Origin of the sequence: Enterobacter sp. CC120223-11, assembly GCF_900215375.1 — a bacterium.
Taxonomy (GTDB): domain Bacteria; phylum Pseudomonadota; class Gammaproteobacteria; order Enterobacterales; family Enterobacteriaceae; genus Scandinavium.
Genome location: NZ_OBEF01000020.1, coordinates 48,991 through 64,553, shown reverse-complemented (window position 1 = coordinate 64,553; position 15,563 = coordinate 48,991). Strand labels below are relative to the sequence as shown.

Below are 15,563 nucleotides of genomic sequence, written 5' to 3'. Positions count from 1 at the left end.
CAACAATCTGGAAGAGAGATGACACAACCACTACCGGGAGCAAGCTCAGTGAGCGCTGAAAATGAACTGGATATTCGCGGTCTGTTTTGTACGTTATGGGCGGGAAAACGCTGGATTATAGGGATGGCGGTTCTGTTTGCTCTGATTGTGCTTGTCTACACCTTCTTTGCCCGGCAGGAGTGGAGTGCAACGGCTATTACCGATAAGCCTACGGTCAATATGCTGGGAGGCTATTACTCTCAGCAGCAATTTTTACGCAACCTGGATATCAAGGCCAATCTGGCCAGCACAGATCAGCCCTCGGTAATGGATGAGTCCTACAAAGAGTTCATCATGCAGCTTGCGTCCTGGGATACCCGCCGTGATTTCTGGCTGCAGACGGACTACTTCAAACAGCGCAAATCGGGCAACGCACGCGCGGATGCCGCGTTACTGGACGACCTGATTAACGATATTCTTTTTACGCCGGGTGATGCGTTAAAAAACGTTAATGACAGCATCAAGCTGGAGGCTGAAACGGCCCCGGATGCCAACAATCTGTTACGCCAGTATGTTGCCTTTGCAAGCCAGCGCGCCGCAGGGCATCTGAATGATGAACTGAAAGGCGCATGGGCTGCCCGCACTATCCAGATGAAAGCACAGGTGAAGCGTCAGGAAGAGGTCGCCCAATCGATCTTTAATCGGAAAATTCACAGCGTCCAGCAGGCTCTGAAAGTGGCGCAGCAAAACAATATTTCCCGCAGTGAAACCGATGTCCCGGCCGAACAGCTTCCTGACTCAGAACTGTTCCTGCTTGGGCGCCCTATGCTGCAGGCAAGGCTGGAAAGCCTGCAATCCGTTGGCCCTGATTTCGACCTCGATTACGATCAAAACCGCGCCATGCTTACAACGCTCAACGTCGGCCCAAGTATGGACCCTCGTTTTCAGACCTACAGATATTTGCGAACGCCTGAAGAACCGGTAAAACGCGATAGCCCTCGCCGAGTCTTTCTGATGGTGATGTGGGGTATCGTGGGGGCGCTGATTGGCGCGGGTGTTGCATTAGCACGCCGTCGCACACAGTAACCGCACCTTATTGGATGGAGGCATTTGCCTCCATCGTCCAGCTATAGAGAACTGATGTGAAAGTATTAACTGTATTTGGCACGCGTCCGGAGGCCATCAAAATGGCGCCTCTGGTTCATGCACTGGCAAAGGATCCTCATTTTGAGGCGAAAGTTTGCGTCACGGCACAGCATCGGGAAATGCTGGATCAAGTGTTGAAGCTGTTTTCCATCGTTCCGGATTACGATCTCAACGTCATGAGCCCTGGACAGGGGCTGACAGAGATCACCTGCCGAATTTTGCAGGGTTTAAAACCTGTTCTTGAATCTTTCAAACCAGATGTTGTGCTGGTGCACGGTGACACAACCACAACCATGGCGGCAAGCCTTGCGGCCTTTTACCAGCGCATTCCTGTTGGACATGTAGAAGCGGGACTGCGTACTGGCGATCTCTACTCGCCATGGCCAGAAGAGGCCAACCGCACCATGACCGGCCATCTGGCGATGTACCATTTCGCCCCGACGGAGAATTCACGTCAAAATTTGCTGCGTGAAAATATCCCGCAAGCAGGGATTGTAGTAACCGGCAATACAGTCATTGACGCGCTGTTTTGGGTGCGTGACCGGGTGCTTGCAGATGAATCTCTGCGGGCCAGTCTGGCCGGACGCTATCCTTTCCTGGATGACAGCAAAAAACTGATTCTGGTTACCGGGCACCGTCGTGAAAGCTTTGGACAGGGCTTTGAGCAGATCTGCCATGCTCTGGCTGAGATTGCCGCTGAGAATCCGGATGTACAGGTTGTGTACCCGGTTCACCTTAATCCGAACGTCAGCGAGCCGGTCACTCGCATCCTCGGGCATGTGGATAACGTCTACCTTATTGAGCCACAGGATTACCTGCCGTTCGTCTGGCTGATGAACCGTGCCTGGCTGATCCTGACTGACTCTGGCGGCATCCAGGAAGAAGCCCCTTCGCTTGGCAAACCTGTGCTCGTGATGCGTGACACCACCGAACGTCCGGAAGCCGTAGATGCCGGAACGGTACGCCTTGTGGGTACCGATCGGCAGCATATCGTCAATGAAGTGACGCGTCTGCTGCGAAACGAGCAGGATTATCAGGCCATGAGCCGCGCGCACAATCCGTATGGTGACGGTCAGGCCTGTGAAAGAATTTTGTCAGCCCTTAAAAACAATCAGGTAACGCTATGAGTTTTACAACCATCTCTGTGATTGGCCTTGGCTACATCGGACTGCCGACGGCAGCAGCATTTGCCTCCCGTCAGAAGCAGGTGGTGGGCGTGGACATTAATCAGCATGCTGTGGACACCATCAACCGCGGCGAAATTCACATTGTTGAGCCCGATCTCGACAAAGTGGTGAAGGAAGCGGTTGCGGCGGGGCATCTCAAGGCCAGTACGGTGCCTGTCGAAGCGGACGCTTATCTGATTGCCGTCCCGACGCCGTTTAAAGGCGATCATGAGCCTGATATGGCCTATGTCGAAGCCGCCGCCCGTTCCATTGCGCCTGTTTTAAAGAAAGGTGCTTTGGTGATTCTCGAATCCACCTCGCCGGTCGGCGCGACTGAAATGGTGGCGCAGTGGCTGGCGGAGATGCGCCCGGATTTGACCTTCCCGCAGCAGGCGGGCGAGCAGGCTGATGTGAATATCGCCTACTGCCCGGAGCGCGTGTTGCCTGGGCAGGTGATGGTTGAACTCATCAAAAACGATCGCGTGATCGGTGGGATGACGCCGGTATGCTCTGCGCGGGCCAGCGAGCTTTACAACATTTTCCTCGAAGGCGAATGCGTGGTAACCAACGCACGCACCGCCGAGCTGTGCAAACTCACCGAGAACAGCTTCCGCGACGTCAATATTGCTTTTGCAAACGAGCTGTCACTTATCTGCGCCGATCAGGGCATCAACGTCTGGGAGCTCATTCGCCTGGCAAACCGTCATCCGCGCGTCAATATTCTGCAGCCTGGCCCTGGCGTCGGTGGGCACTGCATCGCGGTTGATCCCTGGTTTATCGTTTCGCAGAACCCTGAGCAGGCGCGCTTAATTCGTACTGCCCGGGAAGTGAACGATCACAAACCACACTGGGTCATGGATCAGGTGAAAGCCAAAGTAGCGGACTGCCTGGTAGCCAGCGGTAAACGAGCCAGCGAAATCACCGTTGCGTGTTTTGGTCTGGCGTTCAAGCCCAATATTGATGACCTGCGCGAAAGCCCGGCGATGGAAATTGCCACGCTGATTGCCAATTGGCACGGCGGTGAAACGCTGGTGGTTGAACCTAACGTGCATCAGCTGCCGAAAAAATTGGCAGGAAAAGCCACGCTCGCATCGCTCGACGATGCGCTGGCTCAGGCCGACGTGCTGGTAATGCTGGTTGATCACCAGCAGTTTAAGGCGGTCAGCGGTGAAAATATCTCGCAGGCGTTTGTGGTTGATACCAAAGGAGTCTGGCGTTGAAAAAGATTCTGGTGACCGGCGGAGCGGGATTTATTGGCTCTGCCGTTGTGCGACATATCATCAACGAAACGTCGGACAGTGTCGTCGTCATTGATAAGCTGACCTATGCTGGAAATCTCGCCTCGCTGGCTTCCGTGGCACAAAGCGAGCGTTTTGCCTTCGAGCACGTTGATATTTGCGACAGGGCTGCCCTGGACGCGGTTTTTGCGCAATATCAGCCAGATTGCGTTATGCATCTTGCGGCAGAAAGCCATGTCGATCGCTCTATCGATGGGCCTGCGGCATTTATCGAAACCAATATCGTCGGCACGTACCAGCTGCTGGAAGCGACACGAAACTGGTGGAGTGAGCTGGACGCCGGAAAGAAAGCGGCGTTTCGTTTCCACCATATTTCCACGGATGAAGTGTATGGCGACCTGCACGGCAGCGATGATTTCTTCACGGAAACTACGCCTTATGCGCCAAGCAGCCCATATTCTGCCTCGAAAGCCGGCAGCGATCACCTGGTACGGGCCTGGCTGCGAACCTATGGTTTGCCGACGCTGGTCACCAACTGTTCCAATAATTACGGCCCCTGTCATTTCCCTGAAAAGCTTATCCCGCTGACGATCCTTAATGCGCTGGCGGGCAAGCCCCTGCCGGTTTATGGTAACGGGCTTCAGGTTCGCGATTGGCTCTATGTTGAAGATCACGCCAGAGCTCTGTATCGCGTAGCGACGACAGGCGCTGTGGGCGAGACTTATAACATCGGCGGACATAACGAGCGCAAGAATATTGATGTGGTGCGCACCGTTTGTGCGCTGCTCGAAGAGCTGGTGCCGCACAAGCCGGAAGGCGTAGAGCGCTACGAGGATCTGATTACCTTTGTCACAGACAGACCCGGGCACGATGTTCGCTATGCAATTGACGCCAGCAAAATTGAGCGTGAGCTGGGCTGGACGCCGGAAGAGACGTTTGAAACCGGCATGCGCAAAACCGTGCAATGGTATCTCGAGAATCAGTCCTGGTGGCAACAGGTGCTGGACGGCAGCTATCAGGGCGAACGTCTCGGCCTGAAGGGCTAATACGCCCTGGGAGGACATATGAAAGGCATTATTCTCGCCGGGGGCTCCGGCACCCGACTGCATCCCATCACCCGCGGTGTGTCAAAACAGCTGCTGCCCATCTATGACAAACCGATGATTTACTATCCGCTGTCGGTGCTGATGCTGGCGGGGATCCGTGACATTCTTATCATCACCACGCCGGAAGACAAAAGCTATTTCCAGCGACTGCTGGGCGACGGATCGGAGTTTGGTATTGCGCTGACCTATGCTGAACAACCCAGCCCGGATGGTCTCGCGCAGGCCTTTATCATCGGCGAAACTTTCCTTGCCGGAGAGCCTTCTTGCCTGGTGCTGGGCGACAACATCTTCTTCGGACAGGGCTTTAGCCCGAAATTACGCAGCGTGGCGACGCGTACCGAAGGCGCAACCGTGTTTGGCTATCAGGTGATGGATCCAGAGCGTTTTGGCGTTGTTGAATTTGACGATAACTTCCGGGCGATTTCGCTGGAAGAAAAGCCAAAGCAGCCGAAATCTAACTGGGCGGTCACTGGCCTCTATTTCTACGACCACAACGTGGTGGAGTATGCGAAGCGCGTGAAGCCTTCCGAGCGCGGCGAGCTTGAAATTACCTCCATCAACCAGATGTATCTCGACGATGGCAAGCTGACCGTAGAGCTACTTGGCCGTGGTTTTGCGTGGCTTGATACCGGCACCCATGACAGCCTGATTGAAGCCAGTACCTTTGTGCAAACGGTGGAGAAACGCCAGGGGTTCAAAATTGCCTGCCTGGAAGAAATCGCCTGGCGCAACGGCTGGCTGGATGACGAGGGCGTAAAACGCGCGGCGAATCAGTTGGCGAAAACCGGCTACGGCCAGTATCTTCTGGAGCTGCTCCGTGCCCGTCCGCGCCAGTATTAATCCCCTCAAGTGGGAGAGTGAGTTTTTCGGCATCGATAGCGCGATTTTGCACATCAGCGACGATGCGCCCGAGCTGCGTGCCGAAGCACTGGCTAACTTCCCGCGCGTGCAGGTGAAAATTCCTGCTCAGCAGACGGACTGGCTGGATGCGTTGCAGCAGCTCGGTTTTCAGCTGGTGGAAGGCGAAGTCGATTTTAAACTCGAGGTGACGGACGGCACCGATCCCCAGGCAGAAAGAGCCACAGAACAGGATATCCCCCGACTGCGTGAGCTTGCGGCGCAGGCGTTTTCCCAAAGCCGCTTTCGCGCGCCGTGGTATGACGCGGATGCCAGTGGTCGTTTCTATGCACAGTGGATCGAAAATGCCGTTCGTGGCACGTTCGACCATGAATGTCTGATTTTCCGTGACGATAGCGCCGATATTCGCGCTTTTGTCTCTTTGCGCCAGCTCAATGACGGCGAAGCCCGTATCGGGCTGCTGGCCGGGCGTGGCGCCGGAGAAATCCTGATGCAGGCCGCTGCACGCTGGGCGTACTCGCGACAACTGACAACGCTGCGGGTGAGCACCCAGATGGGCAACACCGCAGCGCTTAACCGTTACATTCAAAGCGGTGCTTCGCTCGAAAGCACCGCTTACTGGCTCTACAGGTGACACGATGATTCCTTTTAATGCTCCGCCGGTTGTCGGTACAGAACTTGAATATATGCAATCTGCCATGGGCAGCGGCAAGCTGTGCGGCGACGGCGGCTTTACCCGCCGCTGTCAGCAGTGGATGGAGCAGCGTTTCGGCAGCGCCAAAGTCCTGCTGACGCCATCCTGTACCGCCTCGCTGGAAATGGCAGCGCTGCTGCTGGACATTCAGCCCGGTGACGAAGTGATCATGCCGAGCTACACCTTTGTATCTACCGCCAATGCCTTCGTGCTGCGTGGGGCAAAAATCATCTTTGTTGATGTTCGCCGAGACACCATGAACATCGACGAGACGCTGATTGAAGCGGCAATCACCGATAAAACCCGCGCCATCGTGCCGGTGCATTACGCAGGCGTGGCCTGTGAGATGGACACCATCATGGCGATCGCGAAAAAGCATGATCTTTTTGTGGTGGAAGATGCAGCTCAGGGTGTGATGTCGACCTATAAAGGCCGCGCGCTGGGGACTATCGGCCATATCGGCTGTTTCAGCTTCCATGAAACCAAAAACTACACCGCGGGCGGTGAGGGCGGAGCGACGTTGATTAACGATCGCAAGCTGGTGGAACGCGCCGAAGTGATTCGTGAGAAAGGCACCAACCGCAGCCAGTTTTTCCGTGGGCAGGTTGATAAATACACCTGGCGCGATATCGGTTCAAGCTACCTGATGGCCGATTTGCAGGCCGCCTATCTCTGGGCACAGCTGGAAGCTGCAGACCGCATCAACCAGCAGCGTCTCAGCCTGTGGCAGACCTACTACGATGCGCTGAAACCTCTGGCGGATGCCGGGCGCATTGAGTTGCCAATCCTTCCGGCAGACTGTGTTCACAACGCACACATGTTCTATATCAAACTGCGTGACGAGGCCGATCGCGGCAAGCTGATTGCGTGGCTGAAAGAAGCCGAGATCATGGCGGTGTTCCACTACATTCCACTGCACTCTTCACCCGCTGGTGAAGCGTTTGGCGCATTCCATGGCGAAGACCGCTTCACCACTCAGGAAAGTGAGCGTTTGCTCCGCCTGCCGCTGTTCTACAACCTGACGGTGGTGAACCAGCGTACGGTCATTAATTCCCTGCTAAGCTACTTCGCCTGAAATGTCGCTGGCAAAAGCTTCAGTCTGGACCGCGGCCAGTACGCTGGTCAAAATCGGTGCGGGCCTGCTGGTTGTTAAACTGCTCGCCGTCGCGTATGGCCCTTCGGGTGTTGGGCAGGCAGGTAACTTCCGCCAACTGGTGACCGTGCTTGGCGTGCTGGCTGGCGCGGGGATTTTCAACGGCGTCACCAAGTATGTGGCGCAGTATCACGACGACCCCGATCATTTGCGCAAAGTGGTCGGCACTTCGTCGGCGATGGTGTTGGGCTTCTCGACGCTGCTGGCGGTCATTTTCGTCCTCGCCGCCGCGCCTATTAGCCAGGGGCTGTTCGGGCACACCCATTATCAGGGGCTGGTGCGCCTGGTCGCGCTGGTGCAGATGGGCATCGCCTGGGCAAACCTGCTGCTGGCGCTGCTGAAGGGCTTTCGCGATGCGTCCGGCAACGCGCTGGCGCTGATTGCCGGGAGTCTTATTGGCGTCGCGGCCTATTTTCTAAGCTGGCATCTTGGCGGTTACGAAGGCGCATTGTTCGGCCTGGCGCTGGTGCCTGCGCTGGTGGTGCTGCCGGCTGGCATCATGCTGGCGAAGCGCAAAGCCATTCCGTTAGCGTATTTGAAGCCGCGCTGGGATGCGTTCTATGCCGGGCAACTGGGTAAATTTACCCTGATGGCACTGATAACCTCGGTGACGTTGCCTGTGGCCTACGTGATGATGCGAAACCTGCTGGCGGCGCACTACAACTGGGATGAGGTGGGGATCTGGCAGGGCGTCAGCAGTATTTCCGATGCCTATCTGCAGTTCATCACTGCCTCGTTCAGCGTCTATCTTCTGCCTACGTTAGCGCGCCTGACGGCAAAAGCGGACATCACCCGCGAAATCGGCAAAGCGCTGAGGTTTGTGCTTCCGGCCGTGGCGGCAGCAAGCCTGACGGTCTGGCTGCTGCGGGACTTCGCCATCTGGCTGCTGTTTTCCGCTAAGTTCACCGCCATGCGCGATCTCTTCGCGTGGCAGCTGGTCGGTGATGTGCTGAAAGTAGGCGCTTACGTCTACGGCTACCTGGTGATCGCCAAAGCCTCGCTGCGGTTCTACATTCTGACGGAAATCAGCCAGTTCACGCTGCTGACCGCGTTTTCACACTGGCTGATCCCGGCGCATGGCGCACTGGGTGCCGCGCAGGCCTATATGGCCACCTATATTGTTTATTTTGCGCTCTGTAGCAGCGTATTTTTAATCTGGCGTAAACGGGCATGACTGCACTGATACACGTACTGGGATCGGATATCCCGCACCACAACCAGACCGTCCTGCGGTTTTTCAGCGAAGAACTGGCCGCGGACAGCGGGCATGCGCGCGAGTTTATGGTCGTAGGCGAGGAAAGCGCGTTGCGTCCCGCGGCGCCAAACCTTTCGCTGCATTTTTTTAAGGATAAGAAAGCGCTGGCGACGGCGGTTGTGGCTAAAGCCCGGGCAAATCGCCAGCAGCGTTTCTTCTTTCATGGTCAGTTTAATACCGGGCTGTGGCTGGCGCTGCTGAATGGTGGTATCAAGCCCGCGCAGTTTAACTGGCACGTTTGGGGAGCGGATTTGTACGAAGTCTCCCGTGGCCTGAAGTTCCGTCTGTTTTACCCGCTTCGCCGTTTCGCGCAGGGGCGCGTTGGCTGCGTGTTTGCCACACGTGGTGATTTAAATACTTTTGCGAAAGCGCATCCTCATGTGCGGGAAGAGCTTCTCTATTTCCCCACAAGAATGGATCCTGCGCTGAACGCGATGGCACCGGAACTGCGCGACACGGCCACGCTGACGATTCTGGTAGGCAACTCCGGCGATCGCAGTAACGATCATATCGCCGCGCTAAAAGCCATTTATCAGCAGTTTGGCGATACCGTGAACGTGATCGTGCCGATGGGCTATCCTGCTAATAACGACGGCTACATTGCAGAAGTGCGTGAGGCAGGCGAAGCATTGTTCAGCGCCGGGCACCTGCATATCCTTAGTGAGAAGCTGGAATTTGATGAATATCTTGCCTTGCTACGCCGCTGCGACCTCGGCTATTTCCTCTTCCCGCGCCAGCAGGGCATTGGTACGCTTTGCCTGCTGATTCAGGCGGGGATTCCCTGCGTGCTAAATCGGGAAAATCCGTTCTGGCAGGATATGACGGAGCAGCATATTCCGGTGCTGTTTACCACCGATACGCTGGATGTCGCCGTTGTGCGTGAAGCTCAACGCCAGTTGGCCAGCGTCGATAAAACAGCGATTGCGTTTTTCCGTCCAAACTATCTTCAACCGTGGCATCGCGCGCTGCAGATTGCAGCAGGAGAGGCGCAATGAGCCTGATTCAGTTTACCGGCCTGTTTGTGGTCTGGCTGTTTTCATCGCTGTTTATCGCAACGCTGACGTACTTCGAGTTTCGCCGCGTGCGCTTTAACTTTAACGTATTCTTCTCCCTGCTGTTTTTACTGACCTTTTTCTTCGGTTTCCCGCTGTCGATGACGCTGGTGTTTCGCTTTGACGTCGGTATCGCGCCGCCTGAAATCCTGCTCCAGGCGCAGCTCTCAGCGGCGTGCTTCTATGCCATGTATTACGTGGCGTATAAAACGCGGCTGCGCGCGGCGCGCAGTGAGGTTGAGCGTCGCCCGCTGTTTACCATGAACCGGGTGGAAACCCATCTCACAGGGTGTCTTCTGGCGTTGATTGCGCTGGTGAGCGTCGGCATCTTCTTTATGCATAACGGCTTCCTGCTGTTCAAGCTGCACTCCTACAGCCAGATATTCTCCAGCGAAGTCTCTGGCGTGGCCCTGAAGCGTTTCTTCTACTTCTTTATTCCTGCGATGCTGGTGGTGTACTTCCTGCGCCAGGACAGCAAAGCGTGGCTGTTCTTTCTGGTCAGCACCGTGGCATTCGGCCTTCTGACCTATGTCATCGTCGGTGGGACTCGCGCGAACATCATCATCGCCTTCGCCATCTTCCTGTTTATCGGCATTATTCGTGGCTGGATCTCTTTGTGGATGCTGGTGGCGGCGGGTGTATTGGGCATCGTCGGCATGTTCTGGCTGGCACTGAAGCGCTACGGCCTGAACGTCAGCGGTGATGAGGCGTTTTACACGTTCCTCTATCTGACCCGCGACACTTTCTCACCGTGGGAAAACCTCGCGCTGCTGCTGCAAAACTACGACAAAATCGATTTCCAGGGCCTCGCGCCGATCGTGCGTGATTTCTACGTGTTTATCCCTACCTGGCTGTGGCCAGACCGCCCGGGCGTGGTGCTGAACACCGCCAACTACTTCACCTGGGAAGTGCTGAACAACCACTCGGGGCTGGCTATCTCCCCAACGCTGATTGGCTCGCTGCTGGTGATGGGCGGCGGCTGGTTTATCCCGCTAGGCGCCGTGGTGGTCGGGCTGATTATTAAATGGTTTGACTGGCTTTACCTGCTGGGCAACCGTGAAACGAACCGCTATAAAGCGGCAATTCTGCACAGTTTCTGTTTTGGCGCTATCTTCAACATGATTGTGCTGGCCCGTGAGGGACTCGATTCGTTCGTCTCCCGCGTGGTCTTTTTCCTGGTGATTTTCGGGCTGTGCCTGCTGGTCGCCAAATTGCTTTACTGGCTGCTGGACAGCGCCGGGCTCATTCATAAGCGCGCAAGGTCACAGCCACAACCTCTGGTTTGAAAAGGAAACACATGACGGATTCAACCGCCGCGCCGCTTTATACTGTGCGCGGCATGCAGCTTATCGGCTGGCGCGATATGCAGCATGCGCTGGACTACCTCTATGCCGATGGTGAAATGCGACAAGGCACGCTGGTGGCAATCAACGCCGAGAAAGTGCTGACGGCGGAAGACAACGCCGAAGTCCGCACGCTGATCGACGCCGCGGAGTTTAAATATGCTGACGGCATCAGCGTGGTGCGTTCCATTCGCAAGAAATACCCTGAGGCCAACGTTTCGCGCGTGGCGGGGGCCGACTTGTGGGAAGCGCTCATGGCGCGGGCTGGTGCGGAGGGTACGCCGGTGTTTTTGGTCGGCGGAAAGCCCGAAGTGTTAGCGCAAACGGAGGCAAAGCTCCGTCAGCAGTGGAATGTGAATATTGCGGGCAGCCAGAACGGCTACTTTAAACCAGAGGCGCGTGAAGAGCTGTTTGAACGCATTCGTGCCAGTGGGGCGAAAATTGTCACCGTCGCCATGGGGTCGCCGAAGCAGGAAATCTTTATGCGCGACTGTCGCCTGGTGCATCCTGAAGCGCTCTACATGGGCGTCGGCGGAACGTATGACGTCTTCACCGGCCACGTTAAGCGGGCACCGAAAATATGGCAAAAGCTGGGCCTGGAATGGCTCTATCGCCTGCTTTCGCAACCGAGCCGCATCACTCGTCAGCTACGCCTCCTGCGCTACCTTCGCTGGCACTATACCGGCCAGCTCTGATCTTCTCCGTTAAAAATGTATTGCACATCATTTGTGCAATACATTCGTATATTTAATACTTTGTTTGCCATTTCACCTATTTTATTTAACCATTCGCCCCCCTGAGGCCTGCGCAAGCATGCGTTTCGGAGGCTAAATGGCAGATAAAACTGCTGATAACAATAACCGGCATCGACCGGAAAATTGCGAACACATGAGGATCTATGGCAGAGAAACAACCGGTGCTACAGCGAGGGCTGGAAGCGCGACATATTGAGTTAATTGCCCTTGGCGGCACCATCGGCGTTGGCCTGTTTATGGGCTCGGCAAGCACCCTGAAATGGGCAGGCCCGTCGGTGCTGCTGGCCTACATCATTGCTGGCCTGTTTGTGTTCTTTATCATGCGTTCAATGGGCGAAATGCTGTTCCTCGAGCCCGTCACCGGGTCATTCGCTGTCTACGCCCACAAATATATGAGCCCGTTCTTCGGCTATCTTACCGCCTGGTCTTACTGGTTTATGTGGCTGGCCGTAGGGATTTCCGAAATCACCGCCATTGGCGTCTACACGCAGTTCTGGTTCCCCGAAATGGCGCAGTGGATACCTGCGTTGATCGCCGTGGCGCTGGTAGGGCTGGCAAACCTGGCGGCCGTACGTCTGTATGGCGAGCTGGAGTTCTGGTTTGCGATGATCAAAGTGACGACCATTATCGTGATGATTGTGATCGGCGTCGGCGTGATCTTCTTTGGCTTTGGCAACGGCGGGCACGCCATTGGCTTTGGTAACCTGACCGAACACGGTGGATTCTTTGCTGGTGGCTGGAAAGGCTTTCTGACCGCGCTTTGCATCGTCGTTGCGTCGTACCAGGGTGTTGAATTGATTGGCATCACCGCCGGGGAAGCGAAAAACCCGCAGGTCACGCTGCGTAGCGCGGTGGGCAAAGTGCTCTGGCGTATCCTGATTTTCTATGTGGGCGCCATCTTCGTTATCGTCACGATTTTTCCGTGGAATGAGATTGGCAACAACGGCAGTCCGTTCGTCCTCACCTTCGCCAAAATCGGTATTACTGCGGCGGCAGGCATCATTAACTTTGTGGTACTGACGGCGGCGCTCTCCGGCTGTAACAGCGGCATGTACAGCTGTGGCCGCATGCTGTATGCCCTGGCGAAGAACCGTCAACTGCCTGCGGCGATGGCGAAAGTGTCGCGCCATGGCGTGCCGGTGATGGGCGTTGCGGTGTCCATTGTCGTTCTGCTGCTGGGGTCGTGCCTGAACTACATTATTCCCAACCCGCAGCGGGTGTTTGTGTATGTCTACAGCGCCAGCGTGCTGCCGGGCATGGTGCCGTGGTTTGTTATCCTGATTAGCCAGCTGCGCTTTCGTGAAGCGCACAAGCAGGCGCTGCTCAGCCATCCGTTCCGCTCGGTGCTGTTCCCGTGGACGAATTATCTGACGATGGCGTTCCTGATCTGCGTGCTGATCGGCATGGGGTTCAACGAAGATACGCGCATGTCGCTGTTTGTCGGGATCATCTTCCTGGCGGTGGTGACAGCGCTGTACAAGGTTTTACGCCTGGGACAGGCTGGCGAAGCCCATAATTCGCAGGATTAAGCAGCAAAACGTGCAAAGCATAACCAAACGGAAAATTTCTTTAAAAAGAGACTGGACAGCTTTGCACGAAGCCCGTATTATCCGACCCCGCAACGGCGCTAAGCGCCCGTAGCTCAGCTGGATAGAGCGCTGCCCTCCGGAGGCAGAGGTCTCAGGTTCGAATCCTGTCGGGCGCACCATTTACCCGGTGCTGGAGCTGCGGTGGTTTATGACCGCGTAGAAAAGATTTGCAGTGGTGGCTATAGCTCAGTTGGTAGAGCCCTGGATTGTGATTCCAGTTGTCGTGGGTTCGAATCCCATTAGCCACCCCATTATTTAAGAGTTTGTGGCATGCGAAGGTGGCGGAATTGGTAGACGCGCTAGCTTCAGGTGTTAGTGTCCTTAGGATGTGGGGGTTCGAGTCCCCCCCCTCGCACCATAACTCTAAAGCATTGAACGAAAATTCAAAAAGCAGTACATCGGCGAGTAGCGCAGCTTGGTAGCGCAACTGGTTTGGGACCAGTGGGTCGGAGGTTCGAATCCTCTCTCGCCGACCAATTTTGAACCCCGCTTCGGCGGGGTTTTTTCTATTCTGAACTCAGATTTTCTTCCTACGATATAAACTTTTCTTTCCGGTCATTCTTGTCCGGGAAATATGTCTCCGTATGGCGACATCTAATTCTCTGATTTTAAGTTGATTCATATTTTTATTATTCTGGCGTCGCTATTCAGCGACATCTCCATTTATCTGAATTACCTTAACTCCCTGATATTCAGGGGTGCAAGAGTGGCATAACCTGTGCAATAATATCCGTGTAGATGCTCATTCCATCTCTTATGTTCGCGTTTACGCCTCATAAATCCAGGAATGACGCAGAGCCGTTTACGGTGCTTATCGTCCACCGACAGATGTCGCTTCGGCCTCATCAGACACCATGGACATAACGTTGAGTGAAGCACCAATTGTTGTCAATCAGACCTGTTTTAACGCCTGCCCTGATTTCAGAGCAGGCGTTTTTTTATGGGTTAATTCCGGTAGCGGAATAGAATTCCTCCCACCAGAATCAACGAGCAAAATGAAACACACCAGAGTGTGTGAACTGCCCCAAGCATACCCGTCAGCAGAACGGCAATGGAGGTTGTGATGGTTGCGCTGATCGTTTGCCATCGCCAGGCTTTCGCGCTGGCTCCCGAAACCTCCTTCTCATCGAACTGATGCAGCACGCCGAATGTTCCCAGAGCGAAAACCACGTTTGATGCCAGATGCGCGATGAAAATCGCCGCCAGCGACGCGCCGGTAAAAGCTGACAGCGTGGGCATTAAGATATAAGCCAGCAGAAACAGCGCCAGGCAGCCCAGCAGCAGGTGATTACGACGGGTATATTCCACCATCTTCTGGCTGTTAAGCAGCATTGGTCCGCAAAGTTGCCCCAGGCTGCGGCTGAACAGTAGCGGTAATGCCAGGCCGGCGCTGTCCTCCGGCCGCATTTGCTGGGCCAGGGCAGGCAAAAGTGCCATAGCGGGAGCGCCAACGGCCGCGAGCGAAGGTAACAGCAACAGACTCCGCTTTTGCACGATGCTCAATGTCTCCCATTGCGGCGACACCATGGCTGCATGTTGCTGTGTTTCAGGGAGCATGGTTGTTTGCCGTGAAGCAAGCCACAGTAGCCACGCAGCGGCGACAAAGCTAAGGGCATCAACCAGCAGCAGCGTCTGCGGGCTAACTCGCCCGAACAGCAGCACGCCCATGCCGGTACCCAGCAAAACCTGGGAGGCGAAGATCATGTTTTCCATCGCGGTGGCTGCCGGAAGCTCCTCCGCACTCAGCCCGCGCTTAAACGTCAGCGCCAGAGCGGGCCATGCCATTCCCCCAAGGAGTGACTCAACGGACTGAACGGCCAGCAGCAAAGGGATGTTGTGCAGATTGATTCCCTGCCATGGCATAACCAGCGCGAACAGGCCCAGCAGTTCACAAAGGAGAAGCAGTTGCAAAGGCGGAAAAGTACGACATAGCCTTTCGCCAGCCAGACTGCCCAGAAAGCCGGGAAGGGTGGCCAAAAGCCAGGCAAGGGTTAGTAGAGTGGGCGAAGCCTGCCAGCGCAGGAGCTGGCCAAAAACCACCACCTGCGTCAGGCCATTACCCAGCGACGACAAAACAAAAGCGCAAGCCAGCAGACGAAACCAGGCATGGCTCCGCAGTGCGCGCAGCAGCGCAAACAGCAGAGAATTCATATGAGACGATCTCCAGCAAAGCGTTATCCACGCAATGAAACGCGTGAGTGAAAACGGACAGAGCTAAGAAATCGTTAC

The 15,563-nt window shown here is 55.6% G+C and carries 13 protein-coding genes and 4 tRNA genes; 16 read left to right on the top strand and 1 reads right to left on the bottom strand.

Annotated elements, in window-relative coordinates; translation table 11 throughout:
- Window positions 1–18: 18 nt before the first annotated feature.
- From wzzE to CRO87_RS19295, 16 genes are all read left to right on the top strand, one after another.
- Window positions 19–1,065: an ECA polysaccharide chain length modulation protein gene (wzzE, locus tag CRO87_RS19370; protein ID WP_097164563.1), complete on the top strand. Its 1,047-nt coding sequence runs from the start codon at window positions 19–21 to the stop codon at window positions 1,063–1,065.
- A gap of 56 nt (window positions 1,066–1,121) precedes the next feature.
- On the top strand, window positions 1,122–2,252 hold the full coding sequence (gene wecB / locus CRO87_RS19365; protein WP_097164562.1) for a non-hydrolyzing UDP-N-acetylglucosamine 2-epimerase: 1,131 nt from the start codon (window positions 1,122–1,124) through the stop codon (window positions 2,250–2,252).
- Window positions 2,249–3,511, top strand: coding sequence for a UDP-N-acetyl-D-mannosamine dehydrogenase (wecC, locus tag CRO87_RS19360; RefSeq protein WP_097164561.1), 1,263 nt, complete (start codon window positions 2,249–2,251; stop codon window positions 3,509–3,511). Before wecB ends, wecC begins: the two co-directional genes overlap by 4 nt.
- Window positions 3,508–4,575 carry a dTDP-glucose 4,6-dehydratase gene (gene rffG, locus CRO87_RS19355; protein WP_097164560.1) on the top strand — a complete coding sequence of 356 codons (1,068 nt, stop codon included), beginning with the start codon at window positions 3,508–3,510 and terminating at the stop codon, window positions 4,573–4,575. Before wecC ends, rffG begins: the two co-directional genes overlap by 4 nt.
- A gap of 18 nt (window positions 4,576–4,593) precedes the next feature.
- Window positions 4,594–5,475, top strand: a complete 882-nt coding sequence (gene rfbA / locus CRO87_RS19350; RefSeq protein WP_097164559.1) for a glucose-1-phosphate thymidylyltransferase RfbA — start codon at window positions 4,594–4,596, stop codon at window positions 5,473–5,475.
- Complete coding sequence (gene rffC / locus CRO87_RS19345) at window positions 5,453–6,127, top strand: dTDP-4-amino-4,6-dideoxy-D-galactose acyltransferase (RefSeq protein WP_097164558.1); 675 nt, start codon at window positions 5,453–5,455, stop codon at window positions 6,125–6,127. Before rfbA ends, rffC begins: the two co-directional genes overlap by 23 nt.
- 4 nt (window positions 6,128–6,131) lie before the next feature.
- Window positions 6,132–7,262, top strand: coding sequence for a dTDP-4-amino-4,6-dideoxygalactose transaminase (rffA, locus tag CRO87_RS19340; RefSeq protein WP_097164557.1), 1,131 nt, complete (start codon window positions 6,132–6,134; stop codon window positions 7,260–7,262).
- A 1-nt stretch (window position 7,263) separates the two neighbouring features.
- Window positions 7,264–8,514, top strand: coding sequence for a lipid III flippase WzxE (wzxE, locus tag CRO87_RS19335; protein WP_097164556.1), 1,251 nt, complete (start codon window positions 7,264–7,266; stop codon window positions 8,512–8,514).
- Window positions 8,511–9,590 carry a TDP-N-acetylfucosamine:lipid II N-acetylfucosaminyltransferase gene (locus CRO87_RS19330; protein WP_097164555.1) on the top strand — a complete coding sequence of 360 codons (1,080 nt, stop codon included), beginning with the start codon at window positions 8,511–8,513 and terminating at the stop codon, window positions 9,588–9,590. Before wzxE ends, CRO87_RS19330 begins: the two co-directional genes overlap by 4 nt.
- The gene (gene wzyE / locus CRO87_RS19325; RefSeq protein ID WP_097164554.1) at window positions 9,587–10,933 is read left to right on the top strand and encodes an ECA oligosaccharide polymerase; all 1,347 of its coding nucleotides are present in this window, start codon (window positions 9,587–9,589) and stop codon (window positions 10,931–10,933) included. The genes CRO87_RS19330 and wzyE overlap by 4 nt, the downstream gene beginning before the upstream one ends.
- 11 nt (window positions 10,934–10,944) lie before the next feature.
- A complete protein-coding gene (gene wecG, locus CRO87_RS19320; protein ID WP_097164553.1) occupies window positions 10,945–11,685 on the top strand; it encodes a lipopolysaccharide N-acetylmannosaminouronosyltransferase in 741 nt (246 codons plus the stop codon).
- 203 nt (window positions 11,686–11,888) lie between these two features.
- A complete protein-coding gene (locus tag CRO87_RS19315) occupies window positions 11,889–13,274 on the top strand; it encodes an amino acid permease (protein ID WP_097164552.1) in 1,386 nt (461 codons plus the stop codon).
- Window positions 13,275–13,376: 102 nt separating this feature from the next.
- Window positions 13,377–13,453 (top strand) — tRNA-Arg (locus CRO87_RS19310).
- 56 nt (window positions 13,454–13,509) lie between these two features.
- A tRNA-His gene (locus CRO87_RS19305) sits at window positions 13,510–13,585 on the top strand.
- A gap of 21 nt (window positions 13,586–13,606) precedes the next feature.
- Window positions 13,607–13,692, top strand: a tRNA-Leu gene (locus tag CRO87_RS19300).
- A 41-nt stretch (window positions 13,693–13,733) separates the two neighbouring features.
- Window positions 13,734–13,810 (top strand) — tRNA-Pro (locus CRO87_RS19295).
- Between the two features lie 469 nt (window positions 13,811–14,279).
- Here CRO87_RS19295 and CRO87_RS19290 read toward each other — a convergent pair.
- On the bottom strand, window positions 14,280–15,485 hold the full coding sequence (locus CRO87_RS19290) for an MFS transporter (RefSeq protein WP_097164551.1): 1,206 nt from the start codon (window positions 15,483–15,485) through the stop codon (window positions 14,280–14,282).
- Window positions 15,486–15,563: the final 78 nt, after the last annotated feature.

Bases quoted from the DNA above. Each gene is read 5' to 3' on its own strand.
- wzzE (WP_097164563.1), top strand. From the start codon at position 19: ATGACACAACCACTACCGGGAGCAAGCTCAGTGAGCGCTGAAAATGAA.
- wecC (WP_097164561.1), top strand. From the start codon at position 2,249: ATGAGTTTTACAACCATCTCTGTGATTGGCCTTGGCTACATCGGACTG.
- rfbA (WP_097164559.1), top strand. From the start codon at position 4,594: ATGAAAGGCATTATTCTCGCCGGGGGCTCCGGCACCCGACTGCATCCC.
- rffA (WP_097164557.1), top strand. From the start codon at position 6,132: ATGATTCCTTTTAATGCTCCGCCGGTTGTCGGTACAGAACTTGAATAT.
- wzxE (WP_097164556.1), top strand. From the start codon at position 7,264: ATGTCGCTGGCAAAAGCTTCAGTCTGGACCGCGGCCAGTACGCTGGTC.
- CRO87_RS19330 (WP_097164555.1), top strand. From the start codon at position 8,511: ATGACTGCACTGATACACGTACTGGGATCGGATATCCCGCACCACAAC.
- wzyE (WP_097164554.1), top strand. From the start codon at position 9,587: ATGAGCCTGATTCAGTTTACCGGCCTGTTTGTGGTCTGGCTGTTTTCA.
- wecG (WP_097164553.1), top strand. From the start codon at position 10,945: ATGACGGATTCAACCGCCGCGCCGCTTTATACTGTGCGCGGCATGCAG.
- CRO87_RS19315 (WP_097164552.1), top strand. From the start codon at position 11,889: ATGGCAGAGAAACAACCGGTGCTACAGCGAGGGCTGGAAGCGCGACAT.
- CRO87_RS19290 (WP_097164551.1), bottom strand. From the start codon at position 15,485: ATGAATTCTCTGCTGTTTGCGCTGCTGCGCGCACTGCGGAGCCATGCC.